Consider the following 22322-nt stretch of genomic DNA (forward strand, 5'->3'; position numbering starts at 1 on the left):
AGGAGCTGATGATGAAATACATAACAGGAATTGCCGCGCTCTTACTGGCCGTCGCGTCCCCGCAGGTTTTGGCGGCGCCGGCGTCATGTGAACGCGTGAAAAGCGATATCGAACAGCGCATCATTAATAATGGCGTTGCTGAATCCAGCTTTACGCTGAACATTGTTCCCAACGATCAGGCCGATCAGCCTGATTCACTGGTCGTGGGACATTGTGCAAACGATACGCACAAAATTCTCTATACCCGAACCAACAGTGGCAACGCCCCTGCCAATAGCACCCCTGCCCAGGACGGGCACGTCGCCGAACCGCAATAAATCACGCCCTCCGTACGCGGAGGGTCACTCCAGTTTGATATGCATTAAGATGACATACCCATAAGTGGGTAAACTCAAACCATTATTAGCATGCTATTAATTTCGTTATAGGAATTAATATATAGCGATAACTATAATGGGGTGAGTAATGTCAAAAACTGAGCAATATGGAGGCATTAGCCGCAGGACGTTAGTGAAATCCTCGGCAATCGGTTCGCTGGCGCTTGCCGCGGGTGGGCTGTCGTTACCTTTCGGAATGCGCACTGCCGCCGCAGCGGTACAGCAGGCGATACAACCCGTTGAAGAAAAAGTGGTTTGGGGCGCTTGTTCCGTAAACTGCGGCAGCCGTTGTGCCCTGCAACTCCACGTCAAAGATAATGAAGTCGTTTGGGTGGAGTCCGATACGACCGGGGACGATATTTATGGTCAACACCAGGTTCGCGCCTGTTTGCGTGGGCGCTCAATCCGTCGACGGATCAATCATCCGGATCGCCTGAATTACCCCATGAAGCGCGTGGGCAAACGCGGTGAAGGTAAATTTGAGCGTATAACCTGGCAGGAAGCACTGGACACCATCAGTGCCAGTTTGAAAAATACCGTGCACAAATACGGTAACGAGGCCGTGTATATCAACTACACCTCTGGCATTGTAGGCGGCAACATTACTCGCTCCTCCCCTTATGCCTCGCTGGTCGCTCGCCTGATGAACTGCTATGGCGGATTCCTGAGTCATTACGGCACCTACAGTACCGCACAAATCGCGGCGGCAATGCCTTATACCTACGGTTCAAACGAAGGCAACAGCACCTCCGATATCGAAAACACGAAGCTGGTGGTGATGTTCGGCAATAATCCCGCCGAAACGCGTATGAGCGGAGGTGGAATAACTTACTTCCTGGAACAAGCCAGGGAGCGCTCTAATGCCCGGATGATCGTCATCGACCCGCGTTATACCGATACCGCAGCGGGTCGTGAAGATGAATGGATCCCTATTCGTCCAGGCACCGATGCTGCATTAGTAGCCGGAATCGCCTGGGTCCTGATTCACGAAGATCTCGTTGACCAGACGTTTCTGGATACATACTGCATTGGTTACGACGAGAAAACCCTGCCCGCCGACGCACCCGCTAATGGGCACTACAAAGCCTATATTTTGGGCAACGGCGATGACGGTATCGCTAAAACTCCCCAGTGGGCCTCACATGTTACCGGGATCCCAGCCGAGCGCATTATCAAACTGGCTCGGGAAATCGGCAGTACCAAACCCGCATATATTTGTCAGGGCTGGGGTCCGCAACGCCAGGCTAACGGCGAGCTGACCTCACGCGCAATCGCGATGCTGCCGATCCTGACCGGCAACGTTGGCATCAACGGCGGCAATAGCGGTGCACGAGAATCAACCTACACCATCACGATTGAGCGTATGCCGCTGCCAGAAAATCCCATTAAGACCCAGATATCCTGCTTTAGCTGGACCGACGCAATCGTCCGGGGCCCGGAAATGACCGCTACCCGCGATGGCGTACGTGGGAAAGATAAGCTCGACGTGCCGATTAAATTTATCTGGAACTACGCGGGCAACACCATCACCAATCAGCACTCAGATATCAATAAAACGCATGAGATCCTTCAGGACGACACGAAATGCGAAATGATTGTGGTAATCGAAAACTTCATGACCTCTTCGGCCAAATATGCCGATATTCTGCTGCCTGATTTAATGACCGTCGAACAGGAAGACATCATTCCTAACGATTATGCAGGCAACATGGGTTACCTCATTTTTATTCAACCCGCGACGTCGCCTAAGTTCGAGCGCAAACCGATCTACTGGATAATGAGTGAAGTCGCAAAACGTCTTGGCGATGATGTCTATCAACGGTTTACTGAAGGCCGTACCCAGGAGCAGTGGCTTCAATATCTGTATGCAAAAATGCTGGCTAAAGACCCCGCGCTCCCGACTTATGACGAGCTGAAAAAAATGGGGATCTATAAACGCAAAGATCCTAACGGACACTTTGTCGCCTATAGAAAATTCCGCGAGGATCCACAGGCCAACCCGCTCAAAACACCGTCTGGCAAGATTGAAATTTACTCCAGCCGACTGGCGAAAATTGCCAGTACATGGGAACTGCAAAAGGACGAGGTAATCAGTCCGCTTCCCGTTTATGCGTCCACTTTTGAAGGGTGGGATGACCCGAAACGCAGTTCATTCCCGCTGCAGATGTTTGGTTTCCACTACAAATCCCGACCCACTCCAGCTACGGCAATATCGATGTTCTCCAGGCATCCTGTCGTCAGGAAGTATGGATCAATCCCATCGATGCCCAAAAACGGGGGATTGCAAATGGCGATATGGTGCGAGTCTTTAACGATCGCGGTGAACTGCGTATCCCGGCAAAAGTAACGCCACGAATTTTGCCCGGAGTAAGCGCAATGGGTCAGGGTGCATGGCACGATGCCGATATGGCTGGCGATAAGATTGACCATGGCGCCTGCGTCAATACGCTGACAACTCAGCGCCCGTCGCCGCTGGCAAAAGGCAACCCACAGCATACTAACCTGGTCGAGATCGAGAAGGCATAAGGACTAACCCATGACAACTCAGTATGGATTTTTTATTGATTCCAGCCGTTGCACGGGGTGTAAAACCTGCGAGCTGGCCTGCAAAGATTACAAGGATCTCACTCCCGACGTCAGTTTCCGGCGTATTTACGAATACGCTGGAGGCGACTGGCTGGAAGATAACGGCGTCTGGCAACAGAATGTCTTCGCCTATTACCTCTCCATTGCCTGTAACCACTGCGAAGATCCGGCCTGCACCAAGGTTTGCCCCAGCGGCGCTATGCATAAGCGTGAAGATGGTTTTGTGGTGGTGGATGAAGACGTATGCATAGGCTGTCGCTACTGCCACATGGCCTGCCCGTACGGCGCACCACAGTACAATGCCGCCAAAGGTCATATGACCAAGTGCGATGGCTGTCATGACCGCGTAGCCGACGGCAAAAAGCCCATCTGCGTCGAATCCTGTCCGCTGCGCGCGCTGGACTTTGGTCCAATTGATGAGCTGCGCAAAAAGCACGGTGAACTGGCGGCGGTCGCTCCGCTGCCAGGTGCGCACTTCACCAAACCGAGTATTGTGATCAAACCCAACGCCAATAGCCGCCCGACCGGGGATACCACGGGTTATCTGGCGAATCCGCAGGAGGTGTAACATGGGCAATGGATGGCATGAATGGCCGCTGGTCCTGTTTACGGTGCTGGGCCAGTGCGTGGCCGGGGCGCTGATAGTGAGTGGTTATGGCTGGCTGACCGCTAAAGAAGAGGTGGCAAAACAACGTATCGTGCGCAGCATGTTTTTTCTGTGGCTGGTAATGGGCATCGCCTTTCTCGCCTCGGTAATGCACCTGGGTTCGCCACTGCGCGCCTTTAACTCGCTGAACAGAGTTGGCGCATCTGCGCTGAGTAACGAAATCGCCAGTGGTTCACTGTTTTTCGCCGTCGGTGGCCTGTGGTGGCTGGTGGCGTTTCTCGGTAAAATGCCCGCAGCGTTAGGTAAAATCTGGCTGCTGGTGGGCATGCTGCTGGGTCTGGTATTTGTGCTGGCGATGACCAGCGTCTACCAGATAGACACTGTCCCGACCTGGTATAACGGCTACACTACGGTGGCATTTTTTATGACGATGTTGCTGAGCGGACCGCTGTTTGCCGCCCTGCTGCTGCGTGCTGCGGGTGTTTCCTCTGGCACCGCCAGATTCGCCTACGTGAGCGTTTTGGCCCTACTGGTGATCGTGGCGGTTATTGTTCTGCAGGGGCTGTCTCTCGGCGGGATCCACAGTTCGGTACAATCCGCCAGCGCGCTGGTTCCCGACTACGGAAGCTTGCAGGTCTGGCGCATCATTCTGCTGGCCGCCGGTCTGGGCTGCTGGATATGCCCGCTGATCCGTCGTAAAGCACCATCCGTCGGCGGCCTGGCGCTGGGCTTAGTGTTAGTCCTCGCCGGTGAAATCATTGGCCGCGGATTGTTTTACGGTTTACATATGACAGTCGGAATGGCTGTTGCAGGTTAACTTTCGGGTGCGGGGCAACCCGCACTGTTCAGGATTGTTTGCATGACCCATTTTTCGCAAGGTGACAACTTTTCTACCGCGGCGCGTGTACTCGGCGCACTGTTTTACTATGCGCCAGATAGCGCGGAAGCCTCTGCATTAGTCAGTGCGTTAAGAGCCGATGGCTGGCAGGCGCAGTGGCCGCTCGATCAGGCAATGCTTTTCCCGCTGGCTGCACGGCTACAAGCCGAGGTCGATGAGCCTCTCCCGCAGGCCTGGCAACGCCTGTTTGTCGGTCCATATGCGCTACCCTCTCCGCCCTGGGGATCTGTCTGGCTGGATCGCGAAAACGTGTTGTTTGGCGACTCTACGCTGGCACTTCGTCAGTGGATGCGGGACAACGGCATCCAGTTTGCCATGCAGCAAAATGAGCCAGAAGATCACTTTGGTTCACTGCTGTTGCTGACGGCCTGGCTTGCTGAAAATGAACGCCACGCCGAGTGCGAACAACTGCTGGCCTGGCATCTGTTCCCGTGGTCATCCCGCTTCCTTGATGTGTTTATCGAAAAAGCTGATCATCCGTTTTACCAGGCGCTGGGGGAGCTGGCCCGTATGACGCTGGCGCAATGGCAGTCGCAGTTACTGATCCCGATAGCCGATAAGCCACTTTTTCGTTAGTTTCACCACAGGCAGGATGTGTCCTGCCTGTGTAGCATTCCGTTGCGCACGCTGAGCTTTTGCTTCTGTTGCCAAATAGCCGCAAAATAAAGCGTCTGAAATTTCCTGTCTGGCCACTCATGCATCATTTACATGCTTATCCTGACCTGCGCGCCATGTTCCGCCGCCTGCTGATTGCTGCGCTGATTGGTATCCTTGCTGCGTTGGCTGTCGCAGGATTTCGCCACGCCATGCTCCTTCTTGAATGGTTGTTCCTGAGCAATGACACAGGGAGTCTGGTCAACGCGGCAACAAACCTTTCCCCTGTAAGACGCATGCTGACACCTGCGTTAGGAGGGCTGGCGGCGGGTTTGCTGCTTTGGGGATGGCAAACGTTCAACCGGTTACGCCCGCAGGCTCCCACTGATTACATGGAAGCCTTGCAAACTAACGGACAATTTGACGTCAGTGCAAGCCTGGTGAAATCGCTGGCCTCGTTACTGGTCGTCTCCAGCGGGAGTGCCATCGGGCGCGAAGGTGCCATGATTTTACTGGCAGCGCTGGCGGCCTCCTGCTTTGCTCAACGCTTCACCCCGCGCACGGAATGGAAGTTATGGATTGCCTGCGGAGCCGCTGCGGGTATGGCCGGAGCGTATCATGCCCCACTGGCGGGCAGTCTATTTATTGCTGAAGTGTTGTTTGGCACGTTGATCCTCGCGTCACTGGGACCGGTGGTGGTATCCGCCGTCGTCGCCTTGCTCACCACCAATATGCTGAGCGCCAGCAATGCGCTGCTGTATGCCGTGCACTTCACACGGGAACTGCATGCGCTGGAATACGTCATGATCATCAGTACCGGTCTGGCTGCCGGCGTTTGCGGACCGCTATTCATGTGGTTGATGACCGCCAGCCATAATGGTTTTTTGCGCTTAAAACTCTCGCCCCCGTGGCAACTGGCGCTCGGCGGGCTGATCGTTGGCCTGCTGTCATTGCTCACGCCTGCGGTCTGGGGTAACGGCTACAGCGTGGTGCAGTCATATTTACTCTCCCCACCGCTGCTGGCCGTGGTGAGCGGGATCTTCATCTGCAAATTACTGGCGGTGCTTGCCAGCAGTGGTTCCGGTGCGCCTGGCGGTGTGTTTACGCCAACGCTGTTTGTCGGTCTTTCGGTGGGTATGCTGCTGGGACGAGTGTGGGGATTATGGCTTCCGGGTCCGGATGAGATTGCCATTCTGCTGGGATTAACGGGGATGGCCACGCTGCTGGCAGCGACCACGCATGCGCCAATAATGTCGACACTGATGGTTTGTGAAATGACCGGGGAGTATCGTCTGCTCCCCGGATTGCTGATTGCCTGTGTGGTGGCGTCTGTGCTGTCGCGAACGTTACGCCAGGACTCTATCTACCGACAACACGCTGCCGAGCATTGACAGACGGATGTACTGAGACAGCTCGCGCTGCTCTGCACGAGGCAGATAAGGCAGTTCACCGATCAGCGGTGCGGGTAATTTTTTGCCCAGCACATCAATGATTTCCGCATAATGCGCCAGCCCCGGGTTGATTCGGTTCGCGACCCAGCCAATCAAAGGCAGTCCGTCGCTGGCAATCGCCTGTGCGGTGAGGATGGCATGATTAATACAACCTTCCTGGATACCCACCACCATCAGCACCGGCAGTTGTTCCTGCACCACCCATTCAGATAACGGACGCAGATCGTTCATCAGGCTCCGCCAGCCTCCGGTACCTTCCACGACAACGTGATCCACTTTTTCGCTGAGGCTTGCGAGGCCGTTGGATAACAGGGTGTAATTGACCGGACCACTATGCGCTACGCTGCTTTCATCCTCACTCAACGCAATCGGGTTGACCGCCTCGTAGGGCAGTTCGATAGTGGACACGCTTTGCAGCACCAGCGCATCTTTGTTGCGCAGACCTTCAGGTGTCTCTTTGCTTCCTTTGGCCACGGGTTTGTAGCCCGCAACGCTTTTACCCCCTGACGCTAACGCTTGTAGTAATGCGCGGGAAACCACGGTCTTCCCAACAGAAGTGTCTGTACCTGTAATAAAGAAACGCTTCAGCATCACTAACTCCACCGTTATGCTTTGAAAATATAAGTCAGGAAAATAATACAGTGGAGAAAGTCTAAGGTATGACGACGAGAATCGGCTTGAGATAGCGCAATTTTTCGTACAACAGTTAAAAAATGTTAACCCTGTAATAGACGAATCAACAAAGAACCGTTATACATCGCGTCCTTCACGAGCGCCGCCCCTGCCATCGTCCCTTGATTGGTGAACTGCGTACTTTCGACGACAATATGCTGACTGTAGGCCGGGAGCGCTTGCTGACGAATGCTGTCAGCAATAGTGGGAAACAAAATATCCGCCGCTTTACTGAGCGGAGAACCAATCAATATCTTTTGCGGGTTGAACAAATTCACCATGATGGCCAGAATGCGTCCGACATGGGTCCCGACGCCGCTAATGATATCTTTCGCCAATAAATCCCCCTGCATCGCCGCCAGACACAGCGCGTCTACCGTTAACGGTTGCCCGTGTAGAGAAGAACTCATTGACTGCTTCAAGCGTACCTGTGCCAGTTCGAGCACGCTGTCGACGCTGGCGATCGTTTCCAGGCAACCATGGTTGCCGCAATAACAGCGTTTGCCGTAGGGGTCCACCTGGGTATGACCAATTTCCACCAGGCTACTGCTGCCGGCATGCAGTAGATGACCGTCGGTGATTACTCCGGCCCCCACGTTATGATCGATAACCACCTGAATGACGTCGCGTGCGCCGCGCGATGCGCCAAAAAGCGCCTCGGCCATAGTCCAGGCGCTGATATCATGCTGAATATAGACCGGCACGCCGGTATGATTTTCAAGCGCTTCACCCAGCGGCATCTCTTTGACATCGTCGTAGAATGGCATGCGATGAACGATACCGTTTTCAGTATCAATAATGCCGGGTAAGGTAATGGCGATGGAGGTTAAGCGCTCCAGCTTTTGCTGGTGGCGGATGAAAAACTGATCGACCTGGGTAATAACGCGTTCCAGCAATGGTGTTTCACTGACCAGCGCCATTTCAAGACAATCTTCAACCACCAGTTTGCTGCTCAGATCGCGCAGCGCCAGAAAGATCTCGCCGCGACTGATACGAATGGATAAATAGTGCCAGGCTTCCGTTTCCACAACCAGCCCAACGGCCGGACGTCCTCGGCTGCCCGCTTCCTTGATTTCCAACTCTTGCACCAGGTGCGCTTCGAGCATTTCGCGGACAATTTTAGTAATACTGGCAGGCGCCAATTGTGCCAGGCGAGAGAGATCAATACGCGATACCGGACCCAGCTGATCAATCAGGCGATAAACCGCGCCCGCATTGGTCTGCTTAATTTGATCGATATGCCCAGGCTGACTATCAGCAACCACCACTTACTCCCTTTATTTTCGCGCTCCGAAATAATCTGCGGGCTATGGTGAAGCACTTCAATGGCTTCCGTCAACTTTTTACTTAGCCTTGTGATTTACTGCACATTTTCGCCCATTTTTAAACTAAATTAATCGCCTGAACGGCCGCCAGCAGTTGCTCGCGAAAGCGTTGCGCGGCGTGACTTTGCTCATGATGTTTTGGCCACACTAGCCACATTTCCGAAACGGCATCGTCTTCCGCTATCGGGATCCAACACATTTCATACAATTGCACCCGTTTAAAGGAAGCGGGAAGAATGGAAACGCCTAATCCTGCGGCCACCAGCCCGATGATAGTCATCGCCTCGCCAACCTCCTGAGTGATAGTCGGCTTCAGTCCATAGCGACGCATGAGGCCAAGAATATCGTCATACAACCCCGTCCCCACATGCGGATCAAAAAAGACAAATGGCTCATTGGCCAACTCCGCCAATGTGACCACCGGCTTTTGCGCCAGAGGATGCGCGCGCGGGATCATCGCCATCAGCGGCTCATGCAGAATGATTTCACGCTCCAGCGTTTCCGGAAGCTGCGTGTTGCGCAGAAGTCCCAAATCCAGCGTTCCTTCATTGAGCGGGGCAATTTGCTCGCGCGTGTTCATTTCACGGGTTTGCATATGTACAGCGGGGTAGCTCTGGCGAAAGAGGGATAACGTATCTGAAACCGCTTTGATAAACGGTGCCGATGACGTAAAGCCGATACGCAATTCCCCCGCTTCACCCAGATGCAGACGCTCAGCCCTGGCAGCGGCCTCATTAACCAGCCCCAGGATCTGCCGACTGTCTGCCAGAAACTGCTTTCCGGCTGAGGTCAGCGCCACGCTGCGGTTAGTGCGCGCCAAAAGTCGGGCGCCGACCTGCTGCTCGAGGATCTGGATTTGCTGGCTCAGCGGCGGTTGCGAAATATTCAGCCGTGCCGCCGCCCGGCCAAAATGCAATTCTTCGGCAACCGCTACAAAGTAACGTAAATGACGCAGCTCGATATTCATATTTTTAAGATATCATTTGAGATTATTAATATATTAGACAGAATAATGCGATTTTCATACTCTTAAAGCTAGTCATGTAGAGGTAATTGATTGAGCAAGGATTTCAAGTGAGCCGTACAACCACTGTCGATACCGCGCCGACAAGCGATGTTGATGAACAGAGAGTTACCCCGCCGGATAGTTTTATCAAACGCGGAACATCCCCATTTATGCGCGTCACGCTGGCGCTGTTTTCGGCCGGGCTGGCGACATTTGCTCTCCTCTATTGCGTGCAACCCATACTGCCAGTGCTCTCGCACGAGTTTGGGGTCTCTCCCGCCAGCAGCAGTATTTCGCTTTCCATCTCAACGGCGATGCTCGCGATCGGTTTACTGTTTACCGGTCCACTTTCCGATGCGATAGGCCGCAAGCCGGTGATGGTTACCGCCCTGCTGCTCGCGTCCTGTTGTACGTTGCTTTCGACGATGATGACCAGCTGGCACGGTATTTTAATCATGCGTGCGCTGATAGGTCTTTCGCTCAGCGGCGTGGCGGCAGTGGGAATGACCTATCTGAGCGAGGAAATACATCCCAGCTTCGTCGCCTTCTCAATGGGCTTATATATCAGCGGTAACTCGATTGGTGGTATGAGTGGCCGTTTAATAAGCGGCGTGTTTACCGACTTTTTTAACTGGCGTATCGCGCTGGCGGCGATCGGTTGTTTTGCCCTCGCCTCCGCGCTGATGTTCTGGAAAATCTTGCCGGAATCTCGTCATTTCAGACCAACGTCGCTGCGACCGAAAACGCTGTTTATCAACTTTCGTTTGCACTGGCGCGACAGAGGGTTGCCGCTGCTGTTTGCGGAAGGTTTTTTACTGATGGGGTCGTTTGTCACGCTGTTTAATTACATCGGCTACCGTCTGATGCTCTCGCCGTGGGAACTCAGCCAGGCGGTTGTCGGTCTGTTGTCCGTGGCCTATCTGACCGGGACCTGGAGCTCACCGAAAGCGGGGTCGATGACCACCCGCTATGGACGTGGTCCGGTAATGCTCTTTTCAACCGGCGTGATGCTAGTTGGACTGTTGATGACCCTGTTCACGTCGCTGTGGCTGATCTTCGCCGGGATGCTGCTCTTTTCAGCCGGGTTCTTTGCCGCGCACTCTGTGGCAAGCAGTTGGATTGGACCACGGGCAAAACGCGCTAAAGGCCAGGCATCTTCCCTGTATCTGTTCAGCTATTATCTGGGTTCCAGTATTGCCGGTACGCTGGGTGGCGTATTCTGGCACAGCTACGGCTGGAACGGCGTGGGCGGATTTATCGCCCTGATGCTGGTGCTGGCGTTGCTGGTCGGTGCACGTCTGCACCATCGTCTGCACGTATAATCCACGATGCCCGGGTTCCGGGCATCGCCTTCATCAACCAGGCTGTAACGTCTGAGCACCCATTTGCAGGGCAATAACCGTCCCGTTCATCGCTATATGCAGCATAACCGGCATCAGCAGGCCATTGCTTTTCAGTCTGGCGATGATCAAAACCTGCGACACAAGAAACAGCATCAGCAACGTGCGCAGATCCACATACTGGGTATGCATGATGGCAAAAATGACCGATACCACCACCGACGACAGCCAGGTTTTATTATTGAACCAATACTGGAATGCGTTGAATAAACAGCCCCTGAAAACAATCTCTTCATATACTGGCGCAATAAATATCAGGGTCAGAGTGGATAACCACAGCGCGTAGCTGTTTAGGGATATCTGGCTGGTTACCCACGCTTCGGTTTGTCTGAGGCCCAGAAACCATGGCAGGATAAGCTGAATAAACAGCAGCGCCACGAACAAAATGACAAACCATCTGGCGTTGAAAATTCCCTTTCCCAGCCCCTCTCTTTTTCTAAAGAAGAAGTAATACAGCGGGACCAGCACAACAAATTCCAGCGCAAACAGCAGCGGAAAAAGTAGCCCTTTGGCAAGCAGAACCTGGCTGGCGGGGAAAAACAACGGAAGAAACGTGAGGCCAAACATCAGCAAAAACATGGTAAAACAGCCAGCAACCGCTTTGGTCCTGACGATATACAGGTTGTCGGCATCCTGTGACATACGATCTCCTTGCGCTTATCAAAGATAACTTGATGAATTATCAATATATGATAAAAATTCTCATTATCACTGGCAACCTACCAACTTTTACGCAATGCCCACGGTTTACAACGCGTAGAGCGTTACAGACTCTTTTCAGCGGAACATTCTCATCAGCTACTCAGTGGGGAATCCGCCAGCGGCAACGAAAAACGGAAACAGGCCCCTGCCGTTGAATTAATCAGGCGGATATCTCCCCCATGCAGTTCGAGCATTCTGCGCACGATCAGTAAGCCCAGACCACCACGCTCAGCCCGCTGCTCACGGGGTAGTAACGCCGTCGGGCGCTGAAATAATACTTCGCGAACAGCCTCTTCGACGCCAGGCCCGCTGTCCTGCACTTCTGCTAACAAGCGGTCTTCATCACGCCAGACTTTTAGCCACACTTCGCCCCCGTCAGGCGTATGACGGATAGCGTTATCCAGCAAATTAGTGACGATTCTTTCCATCATCGATAAATCGGCATTCACCAGCGGTAACGGACCAATTACGTCAAGGTGCAACTGCAAATGACGCGTGGCAACGGGTAGATCAAATTTCTGTGCCACATCCTGGATCAGCTCGCCAATAGCAAAACGTTCACGCTGTGGTTTTATGCCGCCATGCTCAAGTCTCGCCAGCTCAAAAAGCTGTTGTGACAGATGGCGAACCTTATGCCCCTGGCGCAGTGCAATGCTTAGATAATGCCGGTTTTCCTCCGGCGTCATCGTATCGGCTTTCAGCGACAGCATTTCCAGATACCCCAGCAGTGAAGTGAGCGGCGTACGTAAATCGTGCGAAATATTGGCGATAAACTCTCTGCGCTGACGATCGCTGTCAGCTAATAAATCCCATTGGTGGGCAATTTTCTGTGCTAACTCAATAAATGCATTGTTCAGCAACGCAATTTCATTCGCCGGAGCTAAATCGGGCTTTTTCTGCGCCAGCTGTTTGATGACGCTAATGCTGTCCTGCTCCAGATTAACCACCTGTCCGGTCAGCCTTTTCACCGGATTCGTCACCCATCTCCACACCAGGTACCCCGCGATTGCACCGGCTAATAAAACCAGTATTAACGTCCCGGTCACGGTGTTCCAAAGCGTTTTTTGCCAGGCGGCGTTCGCCAATATATTGAGATCTTCGCCCTGGAGAATAATGTATAAATAGCCATGCAGCTTGCCGTTAAATAAAACTGGCGCAGCGCTGAATACCTTTTGCTGGCTGCTGCGCGGATCATTGCCATAAACGGGCAGCTCGTCCGAATTAAGGAAAACCTGAATCGGCTGTACGCTAATTATGTGGCGCTGAATATGCCCAGGCGGAGCAGCATCGGCGAGGATTTCACCTGACGGTGAAACCAGATACAGCTCTACGCTAGGGTTGAGCGTCATCAGGTGATTAAACAGTCCTTTTAAGGTCTGCCGATTAACCTGCCCGCTGGCATCAATAAGCGACTCACTTTTGACAATCTTGCTCGCCAATTCCAGCGAGAGCCTTTGCACCATGGCGTCGCCATACTGTTTACTGCTGCGGATCTGGACAACGCTGACCGCAACCGCACAAATCAACATAATAGCGGTAAAGACCAGGGTCAGACGCTGGCTCAGCGACAATCGATAAATCATGGTTGATGCTCCGCGTTAACCGCAGCAAGCTTATAGCCCCGTCCCCACACGGTAAGAATAATTTCCGGCTCCGCAGCATCTTTTTCAATTTTGGTGCGCAGGCGATTAATATGACTGTTCACCGTATGCTCATATCCTTCGTGCTGGTAGCCCCACACCTGGTCTAACAACGCCTGACGCGAGAAGACCTCCCCGGGATGGCGGGCGAAAAAATAGAGCAGATCGAATTCACGCGGCGTTAAATCGAGGGATTTACCCTGCAGGCGGACTTCCCGGGCTAATGGATCAATCTCCACACCATGGACGGTGATAATCCCCGCCTCCATACGCAGGTTCTGACTCATCGCCTCCTGACGGCGAAACAACGCCTTCACCCGGGCCATCAATTCCAGCACCGAGAAAGGTTTGGCTAAATAATCATCGGCGCCCATTTCCAGCCCCAGTACACGGTGAGTTTCACTGGTGCGAGCGCTGATAATAATGACAGGTAGATAGAAGCTCATTTGCCGAATGCGACGACATATCTCCAGACCGTCCACGCCCGGCAGCATTAAATCGAGGATAACGGCATCCCAGACGTGCTTCTCCAGTAGCTCGACCGCACGTGCCCCATCAGCCTCATGAATAATTTCGTACCCCTCATCCTTCAGGCTAAGTTGCAAAAGTGAGGCAATATCGCTGTCATCTTCCACCAAAAATATCTTTTTTGCGCCTGCCATCAGTGTCATCCCCCTCTCGTCATGCTGAAAGCTTACCTCAGGCAAGGGGCGGAAGTTATCACAAAATTTTTAACTTTTCGTGAGGATCCAGGGATACGCATGCGTCCAGTATGTCGTTATAGATAGGTCAGGCATCAACAGGGAAACGTCGATTTGTTTTCCTTAACATGAAAATAAAAAGGAAAAGTTATGCAGAAAAAACATCCACTTCGGGAAGCTGATGTTACCGCCGAGTCCGTTTTTTTTATGCAACGACGACAGATCCTCAAAGCTCTTGGGATAGGTGCGGCGGCGGCTTCGTTCTCTTCCCCGACACAGGCCGGTCTGCTGAATTGGTTTAAAGGCAACGATCGCCCGTCTGCACCAGCGGGCAAACCGCTCGAGTTCACAAAACCAGAGATCTGGCAAAACAATCTGCCCTTGACGCCGGAAGACAAGGTAACGGGCTACAACAATTTCTACGAATTTGGTCTGGATAAAGCCGATCCTGCCGCGAATGCCGGTAGCCTGAAAACCGATCCCTGGACGTTAACCATCAGCGGTGAAGTGAACAAACCTTTAACGTTGGATCATGATGCGCTGACGACTCGTTTTCCATTAGAAGAGCGTATTTACCGGATGCGCTGCGTTGAGGCGTGGTCGATGGTTGTACCGTGGGTCGGCTTTCCTTTGCATAAATTATTGGCGCTGGTTGAGCCCACCAGCCACGCCAAATACGTCGCCTTTGAAACACGCTACGCGCCTGATGAAATGCCCGGCCAGAAAGATCGCTTCATTGGTGGCGGGTTAAAGTATCCCTATGTTGAAGGTTTACGTCTGGACGAGGCCATGCACCCGCTTACCCTTCTGACCGTGGGCGTGTATGGCAAAGCGTTGCCGCCGCAAAACGGAGCGCCAATACGCCTGACCGTACCCTGGAAGTACGGCTTCAAGGGCATTAAATCGATAGTCAGTATTAAGCTGACGCGTGAACAGCCGCCGACGACCTGGAATATGTCGGCACCTAACGAATACGGTTTTTACGCCAACGTAAATCCGCAAGTCGATCACCCCCGCTGGTCTCAGGCCACAGAGCGTTTTATCGGTTCGGGTGGCATTCTCGATGTTCAGCGACAGCCCACGTTGCCTTTTAATGGTTATGCCGATGAGGTGGCTTCTTTATATCAGGGCATGGATCTACGGGAGTATTTTTAAGTGAGGTTAACCGCAAAACAGATAACCGGCCTGAAAGTACTGCTGCATTTCGCCGGTTTTTTACCCCTGCTATGGCTCTTCTGGGCCGCACAGCGTGGTGAGTTGGGGGCCGACCCGGGTAAAGATATCCAACACTTTACGGGCATCACCGCGCTGAAGTTTCTGCTTGCTACCCTGCTGGTGTCACCGCTTGCCCGCTACGCAAAGCAGCCGTTGTTGTATCGCACCCGTCGATTATTAGGGTTATGGTGTTTTGCATGGGCCACGCTGCATATGACCAGCTATGCGCTGCTGGAGTTGGGTATACAAAATCTGGGATTATTGGGACGTGAACTGGTTTCACGCCCATGGCTAACGTTGGGCATGACTGGTTGGATAATCTTATTTCTGCTGACGCTGACCTCCACGCAAGCCGCGCAACGTAAAATGGGCAAACGCTGGCAAACATTGCACAACTACGTATACCTGGCGGCCGTTTTGCTTCCGCTGCATTATCTGTGGTCGGTAAAAGTGTTATCACCGCTCCCCATTATTTATGCCCTCTATTTTCTCGTGCTACTGGCTTTTCGCTATAAAAAGCTGTTACGCAAAGTCGCGTACAAAGGTGTGTTTATGAAAAGTGAATGAATCACGGTAAACTTCTCATCACACCTAAACAGAACGAGAACAAAAAATGAGTAACAATGATAATTACCATCAGCTCACCCGCACGTTCCAGCGGCTCTCTCGCTTCTCCCACCTCTCGGCAATCGCCAGTTGGGACATGTTTACCATGATGCCATCTGGCGGCAGCAAAGCTCGCGGCGAAGCACTGGCCGAGCTGAGCGTGCTTGAGCACCAGTTGTTAACCGACCCGAAGGTGGCAACGTGGATCGCCGCAGCCCAACAGGAAGACCTTAACGATGTTGAGCAAGCCAACCTGCGCGAAATGTCGCGACTGCATCATCAGGCATCCTTACTACCTGAATCGTTGGTAGAAGCGAAATCACTCGCGGGTAGCCGCTGCGAGCATGCCTGGCGCAGCCAGCGACCAGCGAATGACTGGGAGGGATTTTCCGAAAACCTGAAAGAGGTCGTGAAGCACAGTCGTGAAGAAGCCCGGCTGCGTGCCGAAGCCACAGGCTGTTCGCCTTATGACGCGCTACTGGACATATTCGAACCAGGGATGACCAGTGCCCAATTGGATGTCCTGTTTGCAGACGTTAAAAGCTGGCTACCGGATCTGCTCAACAAAGTGGTGGCAAAGCAGTCTCAGCAGTCGCTCATCGCCCCGGTTGGTCCTTTCCCAACCGCAATCCAGCGAGAGTTGGGCCTTGAAACGATGGCGCAGTTGGGATTCGATTTTACGGCTGGTCGACTGGATATCAGTGCGCACCCCTTCTGTGGTGGCGTACCTGAAGATGTGCGTATCACCACCCGCTATGATGAAAACGAATTACTTAGCGCGCTGTTTGGCGTGATCCATGAAACCGGTCACGCCCGCTATGAGCAAAATCTGCCGCACAGTTGGTCAGGACAACCTATCGCCCTGGCACGCTCAACCGCCATTCATGAGTCCCAGAGTCTGTTCTTTGAGATGCAACTGGGGCGCAGTAAAGCATTTCTGACGCGGTTAATTCCTGCTGTGACGCGCCACTTTGGCGATCAGGCTGCGTTTGAAGAAAGCAATTTCATCGCCTGGAACCAGCAGGTTAAACCCGGTTTTATCCGTGTTGATGCCGACGAGGTGAGCTATCCTGCTCACGTTATCCTGCGTTATGAAATCGAACGCGCGCTCATTAATGGCGATATTGAAGTGGATGATATCCCGGCATTGTGGAATGAGAAAATGCAGTCCTGGCTGGGGCTGTCAACCATCGGCAACTATCGTAACGGTTGTATGCAGGATATTCACTGGACCGATGGCGGCTTTGGCTACTTCCCTTCTTATACTTTAGGCGCCATGTATGCGGCGCAGTTATTCAGTGCCGCTAAGCGCGCATTGCCTGATTTAGAGCAGTCTATTGCGCAAGGTGAGTTTGGTGCCCTGTTTGACTGGTTACGTCAGAATATCTGGCAGCATGGCAGCCGTTTCACCACTGAACAACTTGTTACCCAGGCCACCGGAGAGCCGCTCAGCAGCCGTTATTTCCGCGCTCATCTGGAAGCCCGCTATTTGTAATCTCATACCGTGAGTCATTGTACATATCGTTACAAGCCGAAACCAATGACTCACGGAAGCCCTGTGATTACAGCGATATAGTTATTTCAACGGCCCCGCAGTGGGGTTGAATGAAAAACCAAATCGAGGGTATGAGAATGAAAAAAGTATTAGCTCTGGTTGTTGCCGCTGCTATGGGTCTGTCTTCTGCTGCATTTGCTGCTGAAACAACTGCTACCACCGCTCCGGCTGCTGCTGCAACCACCAAAGCAGCTCCGGCAAAAACCACTCATCATAAAAAACAGCACAAAGCAGCGCCGCAGAAAGCACAGGCAGCTAAGAAACACACCAAAAAAGCAGCGACCAAACCCGCTGCAGAACAAAAAGCACCAGAGCAGAAAGCTCAGGCAGCAAAAAAACACACCAAAAAAGCCGTAAAACACGACACCGCTAAACCCGCTGCTCAACCAGCTGCATAACACATTTGTAGTTACTATGGCGTCCCCCACGCCATAGCATACGGCGCTAAATCGACCTGATTTAGCGCCGCCTTTTGGAGGGTAAAATGGTGTCACATTACCGCTTTGAGTTCATTCTTATTACCCTGATAATTTGCGCCCTCATTGCCATGCATTTTTATCTATCCTGAGTGTAGTTATCTGATTTTACTCCCACTTTCCCGCCGTCCCGTCTATAGTATTAACTGAGGGTTTGCTGTTAAAAATCATAATTCCCCACCAGAGTGTGATATGCATAAAACCATTGCTGTGTTACTGGGTTCAATTTGTTTACTTCCTGTCGTTGCGCATGCGGACCAGCCTGCAACGGCCAGCGCTGAAGCAGAAAACGTAAAAACGCTGTTTTTTGGTCATGACGATCGCATAAAAGTGACTGACCCAACGCAATCTCCATGGGACGCTATCGGGCAACTGGAAACCGCCAGCGGTAACCTGTGTACTGCCACGCTCATTTCACCACGACTGGCACTGACTGCCGGACACTGCTTACTCGCCCCCCCGAAAGGCAAGCCGGATAAAGCCGTGGCATTACGCTTCGTGTCGAAAAAGGGTGTCTGGCGCTACGAGATCCACGGCATTGAAGAACGGGTAGATCCCTCGCTCGGAAAACGTTTAAAAGCCGATGGCGATGGCTGGATTGTGCCGCCTTCCGCGGCCCCGTGGGATTTTGGTCTGGTGGTGCTGCGTTACCCACCTTCTGGCATCACACCGCTGCCATTATTTGAAGGTGATAAAGCGGCATTAACCGCGGCGCTGAAAACCGCAGATCGTAAAGTTACGCAGTCGGGTTACCCGGAAGATCATCTCGATGACTTGTACACGCATCAGGATTGCGTGGTGACCGGTTGGGCGCAGAATACCGTTTTGTCGCACCAGTGCGACACACTCCCGGGCGACAGCGGTTCACCATTGATGTTGAAGACAGATACTGGCTGGCAGTTGATTGGCGTACAAAGCTCCGCTCCGGCGGCGAAAGATCGCTGGCGGGCCGATAATCGCGCCATATCCGTGACCGGTTTTCGCGATAAGCTGGATGAGTTGGCGAACGAATAACCTATGCTGCCCGTAGTAACGGGCAGCACTGAGATCAGGCAAGTTTAATCATCACCATTCCGGCAAGCAGCAGCGCCAAACCGATCCAGCCTTTATGATTCAGGCGCTGACCAAACAATACCCAACCTGCCGCTAACGTCGCAGCAATCCCAAAGCCGCCCCACAAGGCGTAGGCAACAGAAAGGTCGATACCTTTTACCGCCTGGGACAGCGCGCTAAAGGCCGCTAACACGGCTGCCAGCGACAGCACGCCATAAGTCTTGCGGCGAAACCCATCAGAAAATTTCAAAAAGACGTTAGCGACGATTTCGAGCACAATGGCTATGCCAAGCCATGCGCCGTGAACCCACTCAAACTGCTGCATGGCTCACCTCTCTGCCCGCCTTTGTCGGTTTTCGTGTACCGGATTTAATCAGCACAATACCTAACACCAGCGAGACCAGTCCAGCCACCTTCATCGTGGACAAGGTTTCGTCAAATAACAGCACGCTGAACAGCGTAATAAATAAAATACCGATACCTTCCCATAAGGCATAGGCCACACCAAGGGCAATTTTTTTAACGGCAAAACTGAGAAAAATATACGATAAGGCAATCATTACCAGCATTAAAATAAAGCCCGAATTACCATGGCCGACACTTGCCCATTTCATTGACAGCGTACCAGTAATTTCAGCCGCGATGGCCAGACCTAATAATATCCAGTAAAACATAATGCTTCTCCTGCTTGAGAATATAGTCCTTTGGGCCTACTGCATGCAGTAAACCAAAAAATAAAATTAGTTAGCTCAGCGCACAGCGCCAGCTCAGGCAGAAGAAGGGACTAAAGCGCGTTGCGCCAGTGTTGCTCACCCGCAAGCAAGAAAGTGGAGGAGGTACGAAGAAGTGAAGGTAAACGCAAAAACATCCTGAACATATTGTCCATAATATTACAATTATCCGCAGTGTTGCTTCTCATCATCGCGGATGATAATTGTCCTCGGTAGTTAAACACAGATGATTTGTACCATAGCTTCAATGCGAACTCAAAGTCTTTTCACTTCTTTACCTGCCCCATTTGATTTTTGTTATAACGGCTCGACGCAAATCACATTATTATTCAGATTCAAAAATGAAAAATGCAGGAATACACATGGCGAAACCGATCATCACGCTTAACGGCCTAAAAATAGTCATTATGCTGGGCATGCTGGTTATCATTCTGAGCGGCATCCGCGTTGCCGCAGATATCATCGTCCCATTTATTCTGGCGTTATTTATTGCCGTCGTGCTTAACCCCGTGGTGCAGCGGATGGTCAAACTTCGCATACCGCGCGTAATAGCGGTATCATTGCTCATTATTATTATTGTGATGCTAATGGTGTTGCTATTAGCGTATTTAGGTACATCCTTAAATGAGCTTGCGCGAACGCTGCCGCAGTATCGCTCTTCACTGGTTATCCCACTCAAAAACCTTGAGCCGTGGTTACAGCGCGCAGGGATCGGCGTTTCCGTAGATGAACTCGTCAAATATATCGACCCGAATGCAGCAATGACGCTGGTGACCAATTTACTGGCGCAGTTGTCTAATGCCATGTCATCGATATTTTTACTGCTGTTGACGGTGGTTTTTATGCTGCTGGAAGTACCGCAGTTACCCAACAAACTCAAACAAATGATGAGTCGTCCCATTGAGGGAATGGCGGCGATTCAACGCGCCATAGACAGCGTTTCCCACTATCTGGTGCTCAAAACGGCGATCAGCATTGTGACCGGGTTGGTGGCCTGGGGCATGCTCGCCGCACTCGACGTGCGTTTCGCTTTTGTCTGGGGACTGCTGGCCTTTGCGCTCAACTATATTCCTAATATCGGTTCGGTGCTGGCCGCCATTCCCCCTATTGCTCAGGTGCTGGTATTTAGCGGCCTTTATGACGCCCTGGTGGTTTTCGCAGGTTATCTGGTCATTAACCTGGTGTTCGGGAATATCCTCGAACCGCGGATTATGGGACGTGGACTTGGGTTGTCTACGCTGGTGGTGTTTCTGTCGTTAATCTTCTGGGGCTGGTTACTGGGGCCTGTCGGGATGCTGCTTTCTGTACCGCTGACCATCATCGTGAAAATCGCGCTTGAGCAAACCAACGGCGGTCAAAGCATTGCCGTGTTGCTGAGCGATCTCAATAAAGAGTGAATTCGCCCCGCCATTGCGGGCATTTTTATCGTTTAGCCCGTAGCGCCAGAACGGCGCTACACAACGTAAATAACGCAATTATCCAGGCCATAGTCCATGGCGTTCCGTCGCTGAAGGCGGCCAGCAGCAATGACGAGATAATGCCGCTACCGTATTGTAACGCGCCAATCAGCGCGGAGGCTGAACCGGCGATGCTCGGTACTGCGTCCAGCGCAGCAGCGGTTGAAGTAGCAGCGATAATGCCATTCATTGAGAAAAACAGAAAAACGGTGATGATAATGGCTTCAACGCCACCTGACTCCAGCTTAACCAGCACCGCAAGCGCCACTGCAGCCAGCGCCGCCAGCATCGTCGCATACTTTAGCAGTTGCTCCAGAGAATGCCGTTGCACCAGACGACGGTTTACTACGCTCATGACCATGACTCCGACAATATTGAGCGCAAACAGCCAGCCGTATTGCTGTGGTTCAACATGGTAATAGCTAATATAAACAAACGGCGAACCGGTAATAAACGCATACGCGGCAACGTAATAACACGTCAGGCTCAGGGTGTAGCGCATAAAACGTCCATTGGCGAATAACGAACGATAATTACGAAATGCGCCAGCTAAAGAAGCTTTCACCCGTTTCTCTTCCGGCAATGTTTCCGGCAGCCAGTTTAAGGAGATAAACATCAGCGCCCCTATCACCGCCAGCAGCCAAAAAACAGAGTGCCAGGTGCTCAGGCGAATAATTTGTCCGCCAATCAACGGTCCTGCTATTGGCGCAATCGCCATGACCAGCACCAGAGTTGAAAGCATTTGCGCCGCGCGAGTACGTGCAAAGAGATCGCGGATCATCGCCCGCGCCAGCATAGGTCCGGTACAGGCTCCAAGCGCCTGAAAAACTCGCCAGAAAACAATTTGCGTAATACTCGTGGACATCGCACATCCTGCGGAGCCGATGATAAAAAGCACCATGCCAATTAACAGCGGTTTACGCCGTCCCAGATGATCGCTTATCGGCCCCCAAATCAATTGCGCAATGGCGAAACCTACCAAAAAACCGGTGATCGTCAGTTCTACATTGCCATGTAAATCCTCTGCCATTGTCGGCATTGCCGGAAGATAAATGTCGGTGGAAAGCGAGGCAAAGGCCATCAGGCCACTGAGGATCAGAATAAAAGTAAGACCAGTCTGGCTTGCTATAGCCGCCGACGAGGCATGTTTACGTGTACTCATAGCGCCCTGTTATGTTCTAAAAAGTCAGGAAGCAGTATATACACGGCGTTTTACGGTGATTAGACGGTTAAAACCGTATGGGTTTATGAGCGGTAATCATGAATAGCG

The 22322-nt window shown here is 52.4% G+C and carries 21 protein-coding genes and 1 pseudogene; 13 read left to right on the forward strand and 9 right to left on the reverse strand.

Translation table 11 applies throughout. The features are described from left to right. Positions 1 to 8: 8 nt before the first annotated feature. The 6 genes and pseudogenes from HV237_RS12780 (at position 9) to clcB (ending at position 6453) form a co-directional block, all read left to right on the forward strand. Positions 9 to 317, forward strand: coding sequence for a DUF1161 domain-containing protein (locus HV237_RS12780; RefSeq protein WP_085951053.1), 309 nt, complete (start codon positions 9 to 11; stop codon positions 315 to 317). Between the two features lie 148 nt (positions 318 to 465). Continuing rightward, positions 466 to 2903 (forward strand): annotated as a pseudogene (ynfE, locus tag HV237_RS12785) (selenate/tellurate reductase subunit YnfE). Between the two features lie 10 nt (positions 2904 to 2913). Next, positions 2914 to 3531, forward strand: a complete 618-nt coding sequence (locus HV237_RS12790) for a DMSO/selenate family reductase complex B subunit (protein ID WP_047358406.1) — start codon at positions 2914 to 2916, stop codon at positions 3529 to 3531. Between the two features lies 1 nt (position 3532). After that, positions 3533 to 4387 (forward strand): dimethyl sulfoxide reductase anchor subunit family protein, encoded by an 855-nt coding sequence (locus HV237_RS12795; protein WP_047358407.1) that lies wholly within the window; start codon positions 3533 to 3535, stop codon positions 4385 to 4387. A 42-nt stretch (positions 4388 to 4429) separates the two neighbouring features. Further along, entirely contained in the window at positions 4430 to 5044 is a 615-nt protein-coding gene (gene dmsD, locus HV237_RS12800) for a Tat proofreading chaperone DmsD (RefSeq protein WP_047358408.1), read from the forward strand. 119 nt (positions 5045 to 5163) lie between these two features. Beyond that, complete coding sequence (gene clcB, locus HV237_RS12805; RefSeq protein WP_047358409.1) at positions 5164 to 6453, forward strand: voltage-gated ClC-type chloride channel ClcB; 1290 nt, start codon at positions 5164 to 5166, stop codon at positions 6451 to 6453. On the opposite strand, the gene bioD is transcribed toward clcB, so the two are convergent. The 3 genes from bioD to HV237_RS12820 all read right to left on the reverse strand — a co-directional run bounded on the left by bioD (position 6409) and on the right by HV237_RS12820 (position 9477). After that, positions 6409 to 7104: a dethiobiotin synthase gene (gene bioD, locus HV237_RS12810; RefSeq protein WP_016153046.1), complete on the reverse strand. Its 696-nt coding sequence runs from the start codon at positions 7102 to 7104 to the stop codon at positions 6409 to 6411. The genes clcB and bioD overlap by 45 nt on opposite strands. A gap of 125 nt (positions 7105 to 7229) precedes the next feature. Further along, a complete protein-coding gene (mlc, locus tag HV237_RS12815) occupies positions 7230 to 8450 on the reverse strand; it encodes a sugar metabolism global transcriptional regulator Mlc (RefSeq protein WP_016153045.1) in 1221 nt (406 codons plus the stop codon). A 118-nt stretch (positions 8451 to 8568) separates the two neighbouring features. Beyond that, positions 8569 to 9477 carry a LysR family transcriptional regulator gene (locus HV237_RS12820; protein WP_047358410.1) on the reverse strand — a complete coding sequence of 303 codons (909 nt, stop codon included), beginning with the start codon at positions 9475 to 9477 and terminating at the stop codon, positions 8569 to 8571. A 107-nt stretch (positions 9478 to 9584) separates the two neighbouring features. Between HV237_RS12820 and HV237_RS12825 the strand changes: the two genes are divergently transcribed. Beyond that, the gene (locus HV237_RS12825; RefSeq protein ID WP_016153043.1) at positions 9585 to 10838 is read left to right on the forward strand and encodes an MFS transporter; all 1254 of its coding nucleotides are present in this window, start codon (positions 9585 to 9587) and stop codon (positions 10836 to 10838) included. A 33-nt stretch (positions 10839 to 10871) separates the two neighbouring features. On the opposite strand, the gene HV237_RS12830 is transcribed toward HV237_RS12825, so the two are convergent. The 3 genes from HV237_RS12830 to HV237_RS12840 form a co-directional block, all read right to left on the reverse strand. Continuing rightward, a complete protein-coding gene (locus tag HV237_RS12830) occupies positions 10872 to 11558 on the reverse strand; it encodes a CPBP family intramembrane glutamic endopeptidase (RefSeq protein ID WP_047358411.1) in 687 nt (228 codons plus the stop codon). 152 nt (positions 11559 to 11710) lie between these two features. Further along, positions 11711 to 13201 carry an ATP-binding protein gene (locus HV237_RS12835; RefSeq protein WP_047358412.1) on the reverse strand — a complete coding sequence of 497 codons (1491 nt, stop codon included), beginning with the start codon at positions 13199 to 13201 and terminating at the stop codon, positions 11711 to 11713. Further along, positions 13198 to 13920: a response regulator transcription factor gene (locus tag HV237_RS12840; RefSeq protein ID WP_016153040.1), complete on the reverse strand. Its 723-nt coding sequence runs from the start codon at positions 13918 to 13920 to the stop codon at positions 13198 to 13200. Before HV237_RS12840 ends, HV237_RS12835 begins: the two co-directional genes overlap by 4 nt. 189 nt (positions 13921 to 14109) lie before the next feature. Here HV237_RS12840 and msrP point away from each other — a divergent pair, with 189 nt between their 5' ends. The 5 genes from msrP (at position 14110) to HV237_RS12865 (ending at position 18825) form a co-directional block, all read left to right on the forward strand. Next, positions 14110 to 15114 (forward strand): protein-methionine-sulfoxide reductase catalytic subunit MsrP, encoded by a 1005-nt coding sequence (gene msrP, locus HV237_RS12845; RefSeq protein ID WP_019076759.1) that lies wholly within the window; start codon positions 14110 to 14112, stop codon positions 15112 to 15114. Further along, positions 15115 to 15741 (forward strand): protein-methionine-sulfoxide reductase heme-binding subunit MsrQ, encoded by a 627-nt coding sequence (gene msrQ / locus HV237_RS12850; protein ID WP_047358413.1) that lies wholly within the window; start codon positions 15115 to 15117, stop codon positions 15739 to 15741. A gap of 46 nt (positions 15742 to 15787) precedes the next feature. After that, positions 15788 to 17275, forward strand: a complete 1488-nt coding sequence (locus tag HV237_RS12855; RefSeq protein ID WP_131379298.1) for a carboxypeptidase M32 — start codon at positions 15788 to 15790, stop codon at positions 17273 to 17275. Positions 17276 to 17412: 137 nt separating this feature from the next. Beyond that, positions 17413 to 17733 carry an acid resistance repetitive basic protein Asr gene (asr, locus tag HV237_RS12860; RefSeq protein WP_047358415.1) on the forward strand — a complete coding sequence of 107 codons (321 nt, stop codon included), beginning with the start codon at positions 17413 to 17415 and terminating at the stop codon, positions 17731 to 17733. A 270-nt stretch (positions 17734 to 18003) separates the two neighbouring features. Beyond that, positions 18004 to 18825, forward strand: coding sequence for a serine protease (locus HV237_RS12865; protein WP_047358416.1), 822 nt, complete (start codon positions 18004 to 18006; stop codon positions 18823 to 18825). A gap of 34 nt (positions 18826 to 18859) precedes the next feature. Here HV237_RS12865 and mdtI read toward each other — a convergent pair whose 3' ends face one another. After that, complete coding sequence (gene mdtI, locus HV237_RS12870) at positions 18860 to 19189, reverse strand: multidrug/spermidine efflux SMR transporter subunit MdtI (protein ID WP_016153035.1); 330 nt, start codon at positions 19187 to 19189, stop codon at positions 18860 to 18862. Then, entirely contained in the window at positions 19176 to 19541 is a 366-nt protein-coding gene (gene mdtJ, locus HV237_RS12875; RefSeq protein WP_161623250.1) for a multidrug/spermidine efflux SMR transporter subunit MdtJ, read from the reverse strand. The genes mdtI and mdtJ overlap by 14 nt, the downstream gene beginning before the upstream one ends. A 416-nt stretch (positions 19542 to 19957) precedes the next feature. Here mdtJ and HV237_RS12880 point away from each other — a divergent pair, with 416 nt between their 5' ends. Continuing rightward, positions 19958 to 20992 (forward strand): AI-2E family transporter, encoded by a 1035-nt coding sequence (locus tag HV237_RS12880; protein WP_047358417.1) that lies wholly within the window; start codon positions 19958 to 19960, stop codon positions 20990 to 20992. Between the two features lie 25 nt (positions 20993 to 21017). On the opposite strand, the gene HV237_RS12885 is transcribed toward HV237_RS12880, so the two are convergent. Continuing rightward, positions 21018 to 22214, reverse strand: coding sequence for a multidrug effflux MFS transporter (locus HV237_RS12885; RefSeq protein WP_047358418.1), 1197 nt, complete (start codon positions 22212 to 22214; stop codon positions 21018 to 21020). Between the last annotated feature and the right edge of the window lie 108 nt (positions 22215 to 22322).

The organism is Citrobacter sp. RHBSTW-00570 (genome assembly GCF_013739755.1).
Classification (GTDB): Bacteria; Pseudomonadota; Gammaproteobacteria; order Enterobacterales; family Enterobacteriaceae; genus Citrobacter; species Citrobacter braakii.

Coding starts and splice junctions, on each gene's coding strand:
- HV237_RS12780 (WP_085951053.1), top strand. CDS start 9: ATGATGAAATACATAACAGGAATTGCCGCGCTCTTACTGGCCGTCGCG.
- HV237_RS12790 (WP_047358406.1), top strand. CDS start 2,914: ATGACAACTCAGTATGGATTTTTTATTGATTCCAGCCGTTGCACGGGG.
- HV237_RS12795 (WP_047358407.1), top strand. CDS start 3,533: ATGGGCAATGGATGGCATGAATGGCCGCTGGTCCTGTTTACGGTGCTG.
- dmsD (WP_047358408.1), top strand. CDS start 4,430: ATGACCCATTTTTCGCAAGGTGACAACTTTTCTACCGCGGCGCGTGTA.
- clcB (WP_047358409.1), top strand. CDS start 5,164: ATGCATCATTTACATGCTTATCCTGACCTGCGCGCCATGTTCCGCCGC.
- bioD (WP_016153046.1), bottom strand. CDS start 7,104: ATGCTGAAGCGTTTCTTTATTACAGGTACAGACACTTCTGTTGGGAAG.
- HV237_RS12820 (WP_047358410.1), bottom strand. CDS start 9,477: ATGAATATCGAGCTGCGTCATTTACGTTACTTTGTAGCGGTTGCCGAA.
- HV237_RS12830 (WP_047358411.1), bottom strand. CDS start 11,558: ATGTCACAGGATGCCGACAACCTGTATATCGTCAGGACCAAAGCGGTT.
- HV237_RS12835 (WP_047358412.1), bottom strand. CDS start 13,201: ATGATTTATCGATTGTCGCTGAGCCAGCGTCTGACCCTGGTCTTTACC.
- HV237_RS12840 (WP_016153040.1), bottom strand. CDS start 13,920: ATGGCAGGCGCAAAAAAGATATTTTTGGTGGAAGATGACAGCGATATT.
- msrP (WP_019076759.1), top strand. CDS start 14,110: ATGCAGAAAAAACATCCACTTCGGGAAGCTGATGTTACCGCCGAGTCC.
- HV237_RS12855 (WP_131379298.1), top strand. CDS start 15,788: ATGAGTAACAATGATAATTACCATCAGCTCACCCGCACGTTCCAGCGG.
- asr (WP_047358415.1), top strand. CDS start 17,413: ATGAAAAAAGTATTAGCTCTGGTTGTTGCCGCTGCTATGGGTCTGTCT.
- HV237_RS12865 (WP_047358416.1), top strand. CDS start 18,004: ATGCATAAAACCATTGCTGTGTTACTGGGTTCAATTTGTTTACTTCCT.
- mdtI (WP_016153035.1), bottom strand. CDS start 19,189: ATGCAGCAGTTTGAGTGGGTTCACGGCGCATGGCTTGGCATAGCCATT.
- HV237_RS12880 (WP_047358417.1), top strand. CDS start 19,958: ATGGCGAAACCGATCATCACGCTTAACGGCCTAAAAATAGTCATTATG.
- HV237_RS12885 (WP_047358418.1), bottom strand. CDS start 22,214: ATGAGTACACGTAAACATGCCTCGTCGGCGGCTATAGCAAGCCAGACT.